Origin of the sequence: Streptococcus oralis (genome assembly GCF_024399415.1) — a bacterium.
Classification (GTDB): Bacteria; Bacillota; Bacilli; order Lactobacillales; family Streptococcaceae; genus Streptococcus; species Streptococcus oralis_CS.
In genome coordinates this window covers 1,304,774-1,319,977 of the sequence record NZ_CP029257.1, presented here as the reverse complement: position 1 = coordinate 1,319,977, position 15,204 = coordinate 1,304,774, and the positions used below count along the sequence as shown (strand labels likewise).

The following is a 15,204-nucleotide window of genomic DNA, read 5'->3' as shown; positions in this document are numbered from 1 at the left end:
AAAATATGATATAATCATTACGATTGTTTCTAGTATAAAAGGAGTTTGATATGTCTAATGGACAACTAATTTATCTAATGGTTGCGATTGCAGTCATTCTGATCTTAGCTTATGTAACAGCTATCTTTTTACGTAAGCGTAATGTAAGCAGATTAACGGCCCTTGAAGAAAGAAAAGAAGAACTCTACAACCTTCCTGTAAATGATGAGGTTGAAGCCGTTAAAAACATGCACTTGATTGGTCAAAGTCAGGTGACCTTCCGTGAATGGAATCAAAAATGGGTTGATTTATCTCTGAACTCATTTGCTGATATTGAAAATCACCTCTTTGAAGCTGAAAGCTACAATAATTCTTTCCGTTTCTTTAAAGCAGCTCACAAGATTGATCAAATTGAAAGCCAAATCGGCTTGATTGAAGAAGATATTGCAGCTATTCGCAATGCCCTTTCTGAACTCGAAAAACAAGAATCTAAGAATAGTGGCCGTGTCCTTCATGCCTTGGACTTGTTTGAATCCCTTCAACATACCGTTGCAGAAGATTCGGAGAAATATGGTAAGGCCCTTCCTGAGATTGAGAAACAATTGGAAAACATCCAATCTGAATTCTCTCAATTTGTTACCCTAAATTCATCAGGTGACCCGGTTGAAGCCGCAGCAATTCTTGATTCAACTGAAAATCATATTCTCGCTTTGACACACATCGTTGAGCGAATTCCAGCTCTTGTTGAAACCTTGACAAAGGAACTGCCAGAACAATTGGCAGATTTGGAAGAAGGCTATCGCAAGCTGTTGGATGCCAACTACCACTTTACAGAAACAGATATTGAATCCCGTTTCCAACTTTTGCATGAGTCTTTGAAAAATAATCAAGAAAATATTCGTCAGTTGGAATTGGACAATGCAGAGTATGAAAATAATCGCATCCAAGAAGAAATCAACGCACTTTATGATATCTTCACTCGTGAAATTGCAGCTCAAAAAGTGGTTGAAAGTCTTCTTGCTACATTACCAACTTATCTCAACCACTTGAAAGAAAATAATCAGGTGCTTGTTCAAGATCTTGAACGCTTGACTAAAACCTACCTTCTTCCTGAAAGTGATGGCAATCATGTTCGTCGCCTTCAAGCAGAATTGGCTGCACTTGATACAGCAATCATGGAAGTGACAGAGGATCAAGGTGAGTCAACACAAGCCTACTCTGCTCTTGAAGAACAGTTGGAAATGCTTCAAAGCAACCTCAAGGATATAGAGGATGAGCAAATCTCTGTTAGCGAACGACTTGCGCAAATTGAAAAAGACGACCTCAATGCTCGCCAAAAAGCAAATGTCTATGTGAACCGTTTGCATACTATCAAACGTTACATGGAGAAGAGAAACTTGCCAGGTATTCCTCAAAGTTTCTTGAAACTTTTCTTTACTGCAAGTCATAACACAGAAGATCTGATGGCAGAGTTAGAACAACCACAAGTGAATATTGAATCGGTTAAACGAATTCTTGAAATTGCAACAAATGATATGGAAGCACTTGAAACAGAAACCTATGATATCGTTCAATATGCAACCTTGACGGAGCAACTACTCCAATACTCAAACCGTTACCGTTCATTTGATGAGCGTATCCAAGAGGCCTTCAACGAAGCGCTTGAAATTTTTGAAAAAGAGTTTGACTACCAAGCGTCGTTTGAAAAAATTTCACAAGCTTTGGAAGTTGCTGAACCAGGGGTTACAAACCGTTTTGTAACTTCATATGAGAAAACACGTGAAGCGATTCGTTTTTAAAAATAGAAGCTTAGAAGATTTCTAAGCTTTTTTATTTTCCTAAAAAAAGACAGAATCCCTGTTTATCATTGAAATAATAGCCTTGATTTGATATGATGGAAATATGAAAAAAAATAGAGCGAAACGTGTTTCTCACGATAAAACGAGAAGGCTATTGCTTTCCCTTGTTGGAATCTTTGGAATTGCTACGATTCTATTAGGGAGTGCTATTGGTTATAAGCTACTACAAAAGCAATCTTACGAACAGAAAATTGAAGCGCTAAAAAGCGAAAAGGACCAGCAATTCAACACAGGTAGTCAGAAGGATCATTTCCGAAAAGGTCAAGCTGAGGTGATTGCCTACTACCCTCTACAAGGAGAGGAAGTCATTGCGTCTGTTAGAGAAAAAATCAACCAGGATATCAAAGAAAAGCTGGAAGATAAAGAGGATTTGGTCTTTTATTATACCGAGCAGTTGGATCCAGTCTTAAAGGGAGTTGTTGCTCGTAGTATCAGTAAGCAAGTCTACGATTTGTCTGCATCAAAGGTTGAAGAAAAAGAAAAGACTTCTTTAGGGAAAATTTTCTTGACTGAAGATGGGAAAGCTTTTGACCTCAGTAAACTCTTCAAAGATGCAAGTAAGGCTAAGGAACTTTTACTGAGTCAAATCAAATCAACTCTAGAAGATAAGAAACTTGACCAGGCAAAAATTGATCAAGTTATAAAGAGCTTCACAGACCAAGAATTGACATCTTGGAGCTTTGATTATAAGGATAGTCAAATCATCCTTTATCCTGCTAATGCTGGAGAGACTGTTGAGGAAATTGCTTTGCCCATATCCAGTTTCTTTGATGTCATTGAGTCCTCTTATCTATTAGAAAAGGATGCTGAACTTTACCAAGCATACTTTGCTAAGAAAAATAAAAAAGTTGTAGCCTTGACCTTTGACGATGGTCCAAATCCAACCACAACCACGCAGGCTTTGGATACTTTAGCTAAATATGGTGTAAAAGCAACCTTCTTTGTACTTGGTAAAAACATTGCAGGTAATGAAAATCTTCTAAAACGAATGAAATCAGAAGGTCATGTTGTAGGAAACCACAGCTGGAGTCATCCCGTTCTTTCACAACTTTCGCTCGAAGATGCTAAAAAGCAAATCACTGATACAGAAGATTTGTTAACTCAAGTTTTAGGATCAAGCTCTAAACTGATGCGTCCACCTTATGGTGCTATCACTGATGATATTCGAAACGGCCTTGATTTAAGCTTCATCATGTGGGATGTGGATAGTTTGGACTGGAAGAGTAAAAATGAGACAGCTATTTTGACAGAGATTCAACGTCAGGTTCGCAATGGTTCTATCATCCTCATGCATGATATCCATGGTCCTTCAGTTAATTCCCTACCAAGTGTCATTGAGTATTTAAAGGGTGAAGGGTATACATTTGTGACCGTTCCTGAATTGCTCAATTCTCGCTTGAAAGCTCACGAGATCTATTACGATCGTGATCAATAATTGTTAAAATCTAAAGGGGCAAGTGTTCTGATAATCAGGATTTTGTTTCTTTAGATTTTCTTCACAATAGAAAGGAAAAACGATGAAATCTTACACACTTAATAATGGAGTTTCAATTCCTGTACTAGGATTTGGAACATGGAAAGCTGAAAATGGAGAGGTGGCCTACCAAGCCGTTTTAGAAGCCTTAAAGGCCGGCTATCGTCATATCGATACTGCAGCTATCTATAAAAATGAGGAAAGTGTTGGTCGTGCTATTCGAGATAGCGGTATTCCAAGACAAGAAATTTTTGTAACGACCAAACTCTGGAATACCAATCACAGCTATGATGAAGCACGCCAAGCATTTGAAGAATCAATGGAAAAACTGGGATTGGATTATCTAGATTTGTACCTTATCCATTGGCCAAATCCAAAACCTTTAAGAGAAAATGACGAATGGAAAACTCGCAATGCTGAAGTCTGGAGAGCGATGGAGGACCTTTACCAAGAAGGCAAAATCAGTGCTATCGGCGTTAGTAATTTCCTTCCCCATCATTTGGATGCCTTGCTTGAGACAGCAAGAGTCATTCCAGCGGTCAATCAGGTACGCTTTGCACCAGGAGTTTATCAAGAGGAAGTGGTTGACTACTGTAGAGAGAAAGGAATTCTCTTAGAGGCTTGGGGACCTTTTGGCCAAGGAGAGTTGTTTGACAAGACAGAAGTCCAAGAAATTGCTGCTAAGCATGGGAAATCAGTGGCTCAAATTGCCTTGGCTTGGAGTTTGGCAGAAGGCTTTTTACCTCTACCTAAGTCAGTGACAGCCTCTCGCATCCAGAGCAATCTTGACTGTTTTGGAATTGAACTCAGCAAAGACGAGCGAGAAATCTTAAAGACAATTTCAGTGACTTCGGGCGCACCTCGTGTGGATGAGATGGATTTTTAGTTTGTAAAATCTATTTATACCGAAATAACAAAGACTAGGAATTTTAAATCCTAGTCTTTTTGTGTATAAAAAATCTAAATTGTTTGTATAATAAAATAATTTTATGGATTGAAATATAGGAACGAATTTAGAAAATATTGGTTTGATAGAACAAATAACACGAATGATAAAATTAAACAAGTAAAATATATACGTAAATATTACATTTTTGTGACAATTCAGATTTTTATGAAAATTTATGATTATTTGCGTTATAATAGGTATACTTTAAAGAAAAAGGAGATTATTTATGAATAGACGACAACGTTTTTCATTAAGGAAATACAAATTTGGTCTTGCTTCAGTTTTATTGGGAACTGCATTGGTTTTTGGAGCAAGTCAAGTCAGTGCCAATGAGCAGAGTACAGGTGAAAATCAAGCACAAACTCAGGAAATTAAGACAGAGCTAAAAGACGATAAACACTCAAACTCTGCGACTGACCAAACCAATACTAATGTGATAGCTCCAGTAGTTGGAGAGAAACAAGAAGCTGAAACTTCTAAAGAGGATGCTAGTAAACAAGAAGCTAAGGTGGAAGCTCCGGTTGATAAAACTGCTGAAGCTCAAGAATCAGGAAAAGATAGCGCAGTTGCAAAAGAAGTAGACCAAGGTGTCGTCCAAAAAGAAACAACAGTCGATACCAGTACAGCGCCTGCTACTGAGAAGGCTTCTAACATAGAGAACAAAGAGGCTCAAGCAACGACAGCTCCTAAAACTACTGGAGAAACAGTAACTACTGAAAAAGAACAAGAAAAAGCTGAGTCTGCAAAACCCAATAGTCTTTCAAGCAATGATATCATCACAGTACCAAAAACTTGGAAGGCTGGTTACAAGGGGACAGGGACCGTTGTTGCCATAATTGATTCTGGGCTTGATTTGAATCATGAGGTTCTTCGAATTTCGGATCCGTCAAAAGCAAAATTTAAAAACAAGGAAGCCATCGAAGCAGCTAAAAAGGCTGCTGGAATCGACTACGGTAAATGGTATAGTGATAAGGTTGTCTATGCCTACGATTACTTTGACGGAACAGATAAAATCAAAGAAGCAGAAAGAACTTCTCATGGGATGCACGTAACAGGGATTGCTGCTGGAAACCCTGATAAAGAAGCACCAAATGGTGAAAAGGTCTATGGTGTTGCGCCAGAAGCCCAAGTCATGTTTATGCGTGTCTTTTCAGATCGCCAAAAAACGACCAGTTCTGCCCTTTATGTAAAGGCGATTGATGACGCAGTTGCCTTAGGAGCAGATGCCATTAATATGAGTTTAGGATCTAGCACTGGTTCTATGGTGGATGCTGGTTCCGATATTGTGGATGCCATCAAACGGGCTCGTGCCAAGGGAGTGTCTGTTCTTATCTCAGCAGGAAATAGCAATACATTCGGAAATGGTTATTCAAAACCGCTAGCCGAAAACCCAGACTATGGCTTGGTTGGAAATCCATCCACTGTTGAAGACTCAATTTCAGTTGCTTCTGTCAACAATAAAACATTGACAACAGCCGTTTTTGAAGTTAAAGGTCTAGAGGGAAATGCCGGCCTTCATAACGGAAAATTTGATTATAATCAACCTGAAGCAGATAAGGACTTTGAAAAAGGAAAAGAGTACGAATACGTCGAAGCAGGGTTAGGTCGTGAAGAAGACTTTGCGAAGTTGGATTTAACTGGGAAACTTGCCCTCATTCAGCGTGGAGCCATGAACTTTTCAGAGAAGATCAAAAATGCACGAAAACACGGTGCAGTTGGTGCTTTGATCTACAATAATGTAGAAGGTGCAAACATCAATATGGCTATTGATGATGAAGCAAAGAAAATTCCTTCAGTATTTATTTCTAAACAGTATGGTGAAGCCTTAAAATCAGGAAACTACAAGATTGTTTTTAATGACAAGATGGATAATCGCCCTTCCGATGTAGCCAATCAGCTATCTGACTTTTCAAGTTGGGGAGTGACTACCGATGGACAATTGAAACCGGACGTGACAGCTCCTGGTGGCAATATCTATTCATCCTTTAATGACAATACCTATGGAAGTATCAGCGGAACCAGTATGGCGGCTCCTCACGTTACGGGTGTTGCAGTTCTGGTTAAGGAATACCTTCAAAAACACCATCCAGAATTGACTCCTGAGCAAGTATCAGAGACTGTCAAGGCCTTGATCATGTCAACTGCAAAACCACATGTTAATAAGGATACAGGCACTTATACCTCTCCTCGTCAGCAAGGCTCTGGGATTGTGGATACTGCTGCTGCAGTTTCAACCGACCTCTATGTAACAGGTGAAAATGGTTATCCAAGCGTGACTTTAGGAAATGTTGGAGATCAATTTACTTTCAAGGTTACTGTACACAACATTTCAGATACTGACCGTACTCTCAAGATGGTAGTGAATACCAATACAGACGAAGTCCAAGATGGAAAATTCACCCTTCGACCTCGAAAACTAACGGAGACAGTCTGGCCTGAAGTGACAGTCAAAGCCCACAGCAGTCAAACAGTCACTGTTAAAGTGGATGCTCGAAAATTTGCTGCTGAACTCAGCAAACAAATGCCAAATGGCTATTTCCTTGAAGGTTTTGTTAGATTTGTAGATCCAGCAGATGATGGGGATATTGTGAGTCTTGCATTTATGGGCTTCCGAGGAGAATTCCAAAATCTCCCTGCTGTCGAAAAACCAATTTACAATCTTGTCCGAGAAGGGAAAAATGGATTTTACACGGAAGTAGACAAAGAAAATCCCGCCGTTAACTACTCTAATGATGCTACCTATCTAGCTACCTTGCAAAATGACCTTCTAGTGTCTAAAGGTCAACGCCAAGGACGCCGAATTACCGTTCTTGGAATCGAACAAAATGCTGAAGGTAAGCATGTTCTTCAGTTGGACGAAAAAGGGAATGTCCGTATTGCCATTTCTCCAAATGATGATGGAAACAAAGACCTAGTTGAATACAAAACGGTTGCTTTGAGAAATCTTGTAAATCTTCGGGCTACAGTTTATGCGGCTACGGATACCAAGCATGAACATCCTATTTGGGAGGGTGATGCAAAGGATCTTCGTAAGAATTATTTTGATGGAGACAGTAGAAATCTGAAGAGTTATATTCTAGATAATACTGCTTGGAGAGGCCAGGATTTTGATGGGAATACTGTTGCAGATGGTTTATATGACTATGTTATTAGTTACACACCAGATGTTCCAGGAGCCAAAGAACAATATACGACCTTTAAGATTCAAATTGATACTCAAAAACCTGTCATCACAAGTGGTTATATTCGCTTTAAAGATGGAAACCAAGAATTCGTAGCTCGCAAACCAAAAGATGTGGGTCAAGGCGGTATCCTTTCAGAAAAAGTCTTCTATATCACACCATTTGACCAGAAAGGGACCATGATTCTATCTGGGAAAGACCAGTCTGGAACTCGTGCGCTTGAGAACACCCATCTGATCAAAGCCAATGCTGATGGTAGTTATACACTTCCTAAGGATGTTGACAAGGCTAATATTTACTATCTTGTTGAGGACTATGCAGGAAATGTAGATTATATCTCACTTGCTGAACTTGTACGCGATCAAAATAGTGGTCGAGTGAAAATTGCCTTGAAGGATGCAAAAACAAACCAAGATATTGATACCCTCTACGTCTATCGAATCAAAAATAGCAAGGGACAATATGTTGATGTTGACAAGACAAAAGCGATTCATTTCTTACAGTTTGGTCATTATACAGCAGAAATTTTCAGTTATGACCGAACAGAATTGAAATTTATCAGTGCCTTGTCCCAAGAGTTTGACTTGACTGAAGAAAATAGTTTCCAAACCATTACCTTCCTAGCAAATCTCTTAGAATATGCACCTGTGTCTGTTTCCTTCAATCAAGCAGTTCCAAAGACGACTACAGTGGTTCTGAAAGGAGAAGATGGGACAAGTATCACTCTTCCTGCTGAAAAATACGGTCAATACGCCTTTGGTAAGAAAGTTGCTACAGGTCGTTATACTGTACAAGTCACCTTGCCAACTGGATATGAACTCCTTGAAGATCTCGTTTCCTTGCTCGTGAAGCCAGGTCGAAATAATGCTTTGCGTCTATCTGTTGTGTCTAAGTTGGCCTTGATTGCTGCGGTAAATCAACAAAAAGAACTGGTAGAAACGTCTCGTTACTTTAATAGTAGTGCAGATAAGAGAAAAGCTTATGACCAAGCTTTCCAAGTGGCACAGTCAGCCTTGTCAAGCAAGTTGAAGCAAGAATTGATTGATGGTGTTCTTGCTAGTCTTGAAGTTGCTGGTAAGGCTTTGGATGGAAAAGATTCGAACGTTACAGCCTTGAAAGAAGCTATGAAAGCTTACTATGCAACGACTAAAACTGGACGATATGCTAATGCTAAGGAAAAAGTACGTCGAGCTTATGATCGTGCCTTCCAAGAAATCGCCTTACTAGCTGTGGATCCTAAAGTTAAACAGGATCAAATTGACCAATCTCTCATTGCCCTAGCAACAGCTAAAAGCAAACTAAATGGCAAAGCTACTGACTTCTCTAGTCTGAAGAAACTGGTCAAAGATGAACGCCTTTTCCAAGAAAAGAACGCGAGATTTATCTATGCAGACAAGAAAGAAAAAGCAGCTTATCTCCTAACCTTTAAAGAGGCACAGGAACTCCTTAAAGATCCAGGAGCGAGCCAAGAAGATGTCAAAGATGCCATTACAGCATTGAAACAAGCCAAGAGAAATCTACATGGCAAAAAACCAAAAGCAAGAAGACATCCTTAAACAGGACTTTCTGAAGCTTTACTATTAAATGAGTCTGGAACTTTGTTTTCAGACTCATTTTTGGTTTACACTGGCTAGAAAATCTGCTATAATACTAGCTAGGAAAGAAAGTCTTATGGCGTTCTTCAGCGAGCTTGGGATAGTGGGAGCCAAGTAGGACAAGGTAAGAAACTGGCGCTTTCTGTCGTATTTTTATAAACAATGAAGTAATAAATTAGGGTGGAACCGCGTTTCAGACGCCCCTAGTCGCAAGGCTTGGGTGTTGAAATTCGGTTCTTTTTGAATTTCGTCTAATGCCTAAGTAGAAAGGAGCATAATGCTTAAAGGATCTTGTTTATGCAAAGCAGTGACCTACACTTTAGATGAGGAATTGTCGGAATTAGTTTTTTGCCACTGCTCATTCTGTCGGAAAGCAACTGCGTCTGCCTATACAGTGAATGCCAAAGTTAGCAGTAAAAACCTAGTATTGCATGGAAAAGAACAGTTGGTTACCTATAGTTCATCTCCAGGAAAACAACGCTATTACTGTCAGAACTGTCATAGTCAAATTTTCACTGCTCAAGAAAATATACCAGAAGTCTGTGCTTTGAAACTAGGTACAATAGACGAATGCGATCAGAATTTACAAACGGTTCCCAAACGTCATATTTTTCAGGACCCAGCTTTTTCTTGGTTGCTTGATGAATAAATCTAAAAAGATAATATAAATTAAAGGAGTATTCAATGTCTAAGAAATTAACATTTCAAGAAATTATTTTGACTTTGCAACAATTTTGGAATGACCAAGGTTGTATGCTTATGCAGGCTTATGATAATGAGAAAGGTGCGGGAACGATGAGTCCTTACACTTTCCTTCGTGCTATTGGGCCTGAGCCATGGAATGCGGCTTATGTAGAGCCATCACGTCGTCCTGCTGACGGTCGTTACGGGGAAAACCCTAATCGTCTCTACCAACACCACCAATTCCAAGTGGTTATGAAGCCTTCTCCATCAAACATCCAAGAACTTTACCTTGAGTCTTTGGAAAAATTGGGTATCAATCCTTTGGAACACGATATCCGTTTCGTCGAGGACAACTGGGAAAATCCTTCAACTGGTTCAGCTGGTCTTGGATGGGAAGTTTGGCTTGATGGGATGGAAATCACTCAGTTCACATATTTCCAACAAGTTGGTGGATTGGCAACTGGCCCTGTGACTGCGGAAGTTACCTATGGTTTGGAACGCTTGGCTTCTTACATTCAAGAAGTTGATTCTGTCTATGATATCGAGTGGGCCGATGGTGTAAAATACGGAGAAATCTTCATCCAGCCTGAGTACGAGCACTCAAAATATTCGTTTGAAATTTCGGACCAAGAAATGTTGCTGGAAAACTTTGATAAGTTTGAAAAAGAAGCTGGTCGTGCCTTGGAAGAAGGCTTGGTTCACCCTGCCTATGACTATGTTCTCAAATGTTCACATACCTTTAACCTGCTGGATGCGCGTGGTGCCGTATCTGTAACTGAGCGTGCGGGCTATATCGCTCGTATTCGTAACTTGGCCCGTGTCGTAGCTAAAACCTTTGTTGCGGAACGCAAACGCCTAGGCTACCCACTTTTAGATGAAGCAACACGAGCTAAACTTTTAGCAGAAGACGCAGAATAGTGAGTAATACTGTGCTCTAAGATCGTTAGAGGCAAGTCAAAGACTTGCTAGAGGGATATGCACCGCTGTACTGTTATGTGGGGATTTTTGAAACCTTAGGTTCAAAAATCAGTCAGCTAAATCCACTTTGATGAGACTGTTGGAAATCTTGATCAATTTTGCATTAGATTTCCATACAGACTCACAAAGTTAGTTAGCGACGTCCCCAGTACCTAAGGTGCATATCAAAAAAGATTGAAGAAGATGTAAAGGAAAAAACATGACAAAAAACTTATTAGTAGAACTCGGTCTTGAAGAGTTACCAGCCTACGTAGTAACTCCAAGCGAAAGACAACTAGGTGAAAAAATGGCAGCCTTCCTCAAAGAAAATCGTCTTTCCTTTGAAGCCATTCAAACTTTCTCAACACCACGTCGTTTGGCTGTTCGTGTGACTGGTCTTGCAGACAAACAGTCTGATTTAACAGAAGATTTCAAGGGACCAGCAAAGAAAATTGCCTTGGATAGTGATGGGAACTTCACCAAAGCAGCCCAAGGATTTGTCCGTGGAAAAGGCTTGACAGTTGAAGATATTGAATTCCGCGAAATCAAGGGTGAAGAATATGTCTATGTTACCAAGGAAGAAGTGGGTAAACCAGTTGAAGCCATTGTTCCTGGTGTTGTAGATGTCTTGAAGTCCTTGACTTTCCCTGTCAGTATGCACTGGGCTAATAACACCTTTGAATACATCCGCCCTGTTCACACTTTAACTGTTCTTTTAGATGAAGAAGAGTTTGATTTGGATTTCCTTGATATCAAGGGAGATCGTGTGAGCCGTGGTCATCGTTTCTTGGGACAAGAAACTAAGATTCAGTCAGCATTTAGCTACGAAGAAGACCTTCGTAAGCAGTTTGTAATCGCGGATCCACGTGAACGTGAGCAAATAATTGTTGACCAAATCAAGGCAATCGAAGCTGAACATGGTGTACGTATTGAAATTGATGCTGACTTGCTGAATGAAGTCTTGAACTTGGTTGAATACCCAACTGCCTTCATGGGAAGTTTTGACGCCAAATACCTTGAAGTTCCAGAAGAAGTCTTGGTGACTTCAATGAAAGAGCACCAACGCTACTTTGTTGTTCGTGATCAAGACGGTAAACTCTTGCCAAACTTCATTTCAGTCCGTAACGGAAATGCAGAGCATTTGGGAAATGTCATCAAGGGCAATGAAAAAGTCTTGGTTGCCCGCTTGGAAGACGGAGAATTCTTCTGGCGTGAAGACCAAAAATTGGTCATCTCAGACCTTGTTGAAAAATTGAACCATGTGACCTTCCACGAAAAGATTGGTTCTCTTCGTGAACACATGATTCGTACTGGTCAGATAGCCACTCTCTTGGCAGAAAAAGCTGGTTTATCAATGGATGAAACTCTTGACCTTGCTCGTGCAGCAGCTATTTACAAGTTTGACTTGTTGACGGGGATGGTTGGTGAGTTTGATGAACTCCAAGGGATTATGGGTGAAAAATATGCCCTTCTTGCTGGGGAAACTCCAGCAGTCGCAGCAGCCATTCGTGAACACTACATGCCGACATCAGCTGACGGAGCTCTTCCAGAGAGCAAGGTGGGAGCCATTCTAGCCATAGCAGACAAATTGGATACGATTTTGAGTTTCTTCTCAGTTGCCTTGATTCCATCAGGTTCTAATGACCCTTACGCTCTTCGTCGTGCGACGCAAGGTGTTGTTCGTATCTTGGATGCCTTTGGTTGGCACATTGCTATGGATGAGCTGATTGATAGTCTTTATACGTTGAAATTCGACAGCTTAACTTATGAAAATAAAGCAGAAGTTATGGACTTTATCAAGGCTCGTGTTGATAAGATGATGGGTTCTACTCCAAAAGACATTAAGGAAGCAGTCCTTGCAAGTTCGAACTTCGTTGTGGCAGATATGTTGGAAGCAGCAAGTGCTCTTGTAGAAGCAAGCAAGAAAGAAGGCTTCAAACCATCTGTCGAATCCCTCTCTCGCGCCTTTAACTTGGCTGAAAAAGCCGAAGGAACTGATACTGTTGATCATGCTCTCTTTGAGAATGAAGAAGAGAAAGCCTTGGCAGAAGCCGTAGAATCACTTGTTTTGTCAGGAACTGCAAGTCAGCAATTAGAACAACTCTTTGCGCTTAGCCCAGTAATTGATGCTTTCTTTGAAAATACCATGGTAATGGCTGAAGACCAGGCTGTCCGACAAAATCGCTTGGCAATCTTATCGCAACTAACCAAGAAAGCAGCTAAACTCGCTCGTTTTAACCAAATCAATACTAAATAAACTCAGTCGAACGGACTGTATCTTATCACAAAGGAGAAGAAATGGATCCGAAAAAAATCGCTCGTATTAACGAGCTTGCTAAAAAGAAAAAAACAGAAGGTTTAACTTCTGCTGAAAAAGTGGAACAAGCTAAACTTCGTGAGGAGTACATCGAAGGCTATCGTCGTTCTGTTCGTCACCACATTGAAGGAATTAAAATTGTGGATGAGGAAGGAAATGACGTCACACCAGAAAAACTACGTCAGGTACAACGTGAAAAAGGTTTGCATGGGCGTAGTTTAGATGATCCCAACTCATAAAATGAAAGGGGTTTGTAGATGATTTACAAGCCCCTTTTCTTTTTCAATAAAAAAGAAGGAACCATTTGGCTCCTTTTTGGTTTCTTAGTTGCTTGCACCAGAAGTAGCGTCAGCGTCACCACCGTGGCCTCCAGCATCACCTGAATCAGAAGCACCAGAAGTAGCATCGGCGTCTCCATGACCTCCAGCAGCAGGGGCAAATGGTCCGCTACCACCCACCAAACGTTGACCAGTCTCTTTTAGGTACCAGTCAAGCCATGGTTGGAAGTTAAAGACAATTTCATTGATACCAGCGTATGATCCATCAGGATAGTACATTGCTTGGTAGTTGTGTGTGTTGATGACACCTGCAGGAGAACCTGGAACGATCGTACGGACGTATTCTTGGTTTCCGTTGCGAAGTGTTCCGATAACCCACTCTACATTCTTCATACGTGCTGGTGGAAGAGAACCATGAACAGTCGACATACGGCTACCTGATTGAGGTGGTACACGTTTAGCAAACATGGTGTCTGGATCTTGGTGAGCGTTGTTGTAGTAGAGGAATTGGTTGTTGTCGTCAGCGTATGTCAATTCAAATGGCATAGCTTTCAAGAACATATCGATTTGGTTAACTGTAAGGATACCGTGGTCCAGTTTGACATAGGTATCACCAGAAACAGCTCCAGTGATTGCTGCAACTTTTTCTACCCATTCTGGATCGTCAGGATCAACTTCAGTAATGGTTGTAGCAATTGGTTTTCCACAATCCAAGTCTTCTGGTTCGATTGGTTTTGGTTTTTTCAATTTCGAAACGACTCCTACGTATTTAACAAAGTTATCTAAGCAAGTTTCAAGGAATTTAACAGTTCCTTCGTTGGTGATGTTTCCATTGTTATCAAAAGCTTCTTTGGCTTTACCAAGAAGGAATTCGTTACCTGGAAGCGTGTAGGCATTAACACCTGGAGCATCAAGGATTTTACGAAGGTGAACTTGGGCACGTGATGTTCCTTGGTCATAGTATGATGCTCCCACAATCATAACAGGTTTGTTTTCAAATGGATGAACTTCGTATGAAAGCCATTCGAGTACAGATTTGAGTGAAGCTGAGATAGTGTGGTTGTGCTCAGGAGTAGCGATAATGACACCATCAGCACGTGTAATCTTGTTATACAAGAAACGCAATTGGAAGCTTTCGTCCCATTTTTCGTCTTGGTTAAACATTGGAACTTCGTCAATTTCAAGGACTTCTAATTCAAATTTGAATTTGAAATTGCGACGAATAAATTCCAAGAGTTTGCGGTTATATGATTGATCGTAGTTTGATCCAACAAGTCCAACAAATTTCATTCTTTCGGTCTCCTATCTTACAAATTTTCCCAGTCAAATTCTTCAGCATCTTTGCGAAGCAATTCTTGTGCATTGCGCAATTTTTCAGTAATTTTCACAAAGATACGGAAGTCATCAAAGATGGCATCCAATTTCTTGATGACGTCAAGGTCAACCAAGTCGCCACTTGGGTTAAATGCTTGAAGAGAGTGTGAGAGCAAGAATTCATCTGGAAGAACATTTGCCTTGATTTCAGGAGCATTCAAGATTTGACGAAGTTGCAATTGGGCACGAGATGAACCAAGTGTACCGTAAGAAGCACCAGTGATCATGATTGGTTTGTTCAAAAGTGGGTAGATACCGTAAGATAGCCAAGCAAGAGCGCTCATCAAAACTGCAGGGATAGAGTGGTCGTACTCAGGAGTACCGATAATGACACCATCAGATGCTTCAATTTTAGCAGCAATTTCAAGAATTTCAGCAGGAAGAAGTTTATCTGCTGGTTTGTTGAAAACAGGAATGTCCTTAATTTCAACGAGTTCAATTTCAGCTTTATCTGCAAAGTGTTTTTGCATGTATTGGAGCAATTGGCGGTTTGTAGAACGTTTAGAGTTCGTTCCAACAATGGCAATAAGTTTTAGCATGAGATTTCCTTTCTCTT

10 protein-coding genes are annotated in these 15,204 nt (G+C 40.4%); 8 read left to right on the top strand and 2 right to left on the bottom strand.

Going from position 1 to position 15,204, the window contains the following annotated elements:
- The first annotated feature begins 50 nt into the window (after nucleotides 1-50).
- The 8 genes from ezrA to DG474_RS06490 all read left to right on the top strand — a co-directional run bounded on the left by ezrA (nucleotide 51) and on the right by DG474_RS06490 (nucleotide 13,235).
- Nucleotides 51-1,778 (top strand): septation ring formation regulator EzrA, encoded by a 1,728-nt coding sequence (gene ezrA / locus DG474_RS06525; protein WP_070799981.1) that lies wholly within the window; start codon nucleotides 51-53, stop codon nucleotides 1,776-1,778.
- Nucleotides 1,779-1,881: 103 nt separating this feature from the next.
- The gene (gene pgdA / locus DG474_RS06520) at nucleotides 1,882-3,273 is read left to right on the top strand and encodes a peptidoglycan-N-acetylglucosamine deacetylase PgdA (protein ID WP_125421152.1); all 1,392 of its coding nucleotides are present in this window, start codon (nucleotides 1,882-1,884) and stop codon (nucleotides 3,271-3,273) included.
- Between the two features lie 82 nt (nucleotides 3,274-3,355).
- Nucleotides 3,356-4,198 (top strand): aldo/keto reductase, encoded by an 843-nt coding sequence (locus DG474_RS06515; RefSeq protein WP_255777720.1) that lies wholly within the window; start codon nucleotides 3,356-3,358, stop codon nucleotides 4,196-4,198.
- Nucleotides 4,199-4,487: 289 nt separating this feature from the next.
- Nucleotides 4,488-8,999: a S8 family serine peptidase gene (locus tag DG474_RS06510; RefSeq protein ID WP_255777719.1), complete on the top strand. Its 4,512-nt coding sequence runs from the start codon at nucleotides 4,488-4,490 to the stop codon at nucleotides 8,997-8,999.
- 316 nt (nucleotides 9,000-9,315) lie between these two features.
- Nucleotides 9,316-9,687: a GFA family protein gene (locus DG474_RS06505; protein ID WP_000912017.1), complete on the top strand. Its 372-nt coding sequence runs from the start codon at nucleotides 9,316-9,318 to the stop codon at nucleotides 9,685-9,687.
- Between the two features lie 35 nt (nucleotides 9,688-9,722).
- Nucleotides 9,723-10,640, top strand: coding sequence for a glycine--tRNA ligase subunit alpha (gene glyQ / locus DG474_RS06500; RefSeq protein WP_000038733.1), 918 nt, complete (start codon nucleotides 9,723-9,725; stop codon nucleotides 10,638-10,640).
- Between the two features lie 259 nt (nucleotides 10,641-10,899).
- Nucleotides 10,900-12,936: a glycine--tRNA ligase subunit beta gene (gene glyS, locus DG474_RS06495; protein WP_255777718.1), complete on the top strand. Its 2,037-nt coding sequence runs from the start codon at nucleotides 10,900-10,902 to the stop codon at nucleotides 12,934-12,936.
- Nucleotides 12,937-12,977: 41 nt separating this feature from the next.
- Nucleotides 12,978-13,235, top strand: coding sequence for a DUF896 family protein (locus DG474_RS06490; protein ID WP_000371291.1), 258 nt, complete (start codon nucleotides 12,978-12,980; stop codon nucleotides 13,233-13,235).
- A gap of 84 nt (nucleotides 13,236-13,319) precedes the next feature.
- On the opposite strand, the gene DG474_RS06485 is transcribed toward DG474_RS06490, so the two are convergent.
- Complete coding sequence (locus tag DG474_RS06485) at nucleotides 13,320-14,564, bottom strand: NAD(P)H-dependent oxidoreductase (protein ID WP_000673672.1); 1,245 nt, start codon at nucleotides 14,562-14,564, stop codon at nucleotides 13,320-13,322.
- A 17-nt stretch (nucleotides 14,565-14,581) separates the two neighbouring features.
- A complete protein-coding gene (locus DG474_RS06480) occupies nucleotides 14,582-15,187 on the bottom strand; it encodes an NADPH-dependent FMN reductase (RefSeq protein WP_000915929.1) in 606 nt (201 codons plus the stop codon).
- Between the last annotated feature and the right edge of the window lie 17 nt (nucleotides 15,188-15,204).

Excerpts from the sequence above, each read along its gene's own strand:
- DG474_RS06485 (WP_000673672.1), bottom strand. The coding sequence starts at position 14,564 with ATGAAATTTGTTGGACTTGTTGGATCAAACTACGATCAATCATATAAC.
- DG474_RS06490 (WP_000371291.1), top strand. The coding sequence starts at position 12,978 with ATGGATCCGAAAAAAATCGCTCGTATTAACGAGCTTGCTAAAAAGAAA.
- ezrA (WP_070799981.1), top strand. The coding sequence starts at position 51 with ATGTCTAATGGACAACTAATTTATCTAATGGTTGCGATTGCAGTCATT.
- DG474_RS06515 (WP_255777720.1), top strand. The coding sequence starts at position 3,356 with ATGAAATCTTACACACTTAATAATGGAGTTTCAATTCCTGTACTAGGA.
- DG474_RS06480 (WP_000915929.1), bottom strand. The coding sequence starts at position 15,187 with ATGCTAAAACTTATTGCCATTGTTGGAACGAACTCTAAACGTTCTACA.
- glyQ (WP_000038733.1), top strand. The coding sequence starts at position 9,723 with ATGTCTAAGAAATTAACATTTCAAGAAATTATTTTGACTTTGCAACAA.
- DG474_RS06505 (WP_000912017.1), top strand. The coding sequence starts at position 9,316 with ATGCTTAAAGGATCTTGTTTATGCAAAGCAGTGACCTACACTTTAGAT.
- pgdA (WP_125421152.1), top strand. The coding sequence starts at position 1,882 with ATGAAAAAAAATAGAGCGAAACGTGTTTCTCACGATAAAACGAGAAGG.
- DG474_RS06510 (WP_255777719.1), top strand. The coding sequence starts at position 4,488 with ATGAATAGACGACAACGTTTTTCATTAAGGAAATACAAATTTGGTCTT.
- glyS (WP_255777718.1), top strand. The coding sequence starts at position 10,900 with ATGACAAAAAACTTATTAGTAGAACTCGGTCTTGAAGAGTTACCAGCC.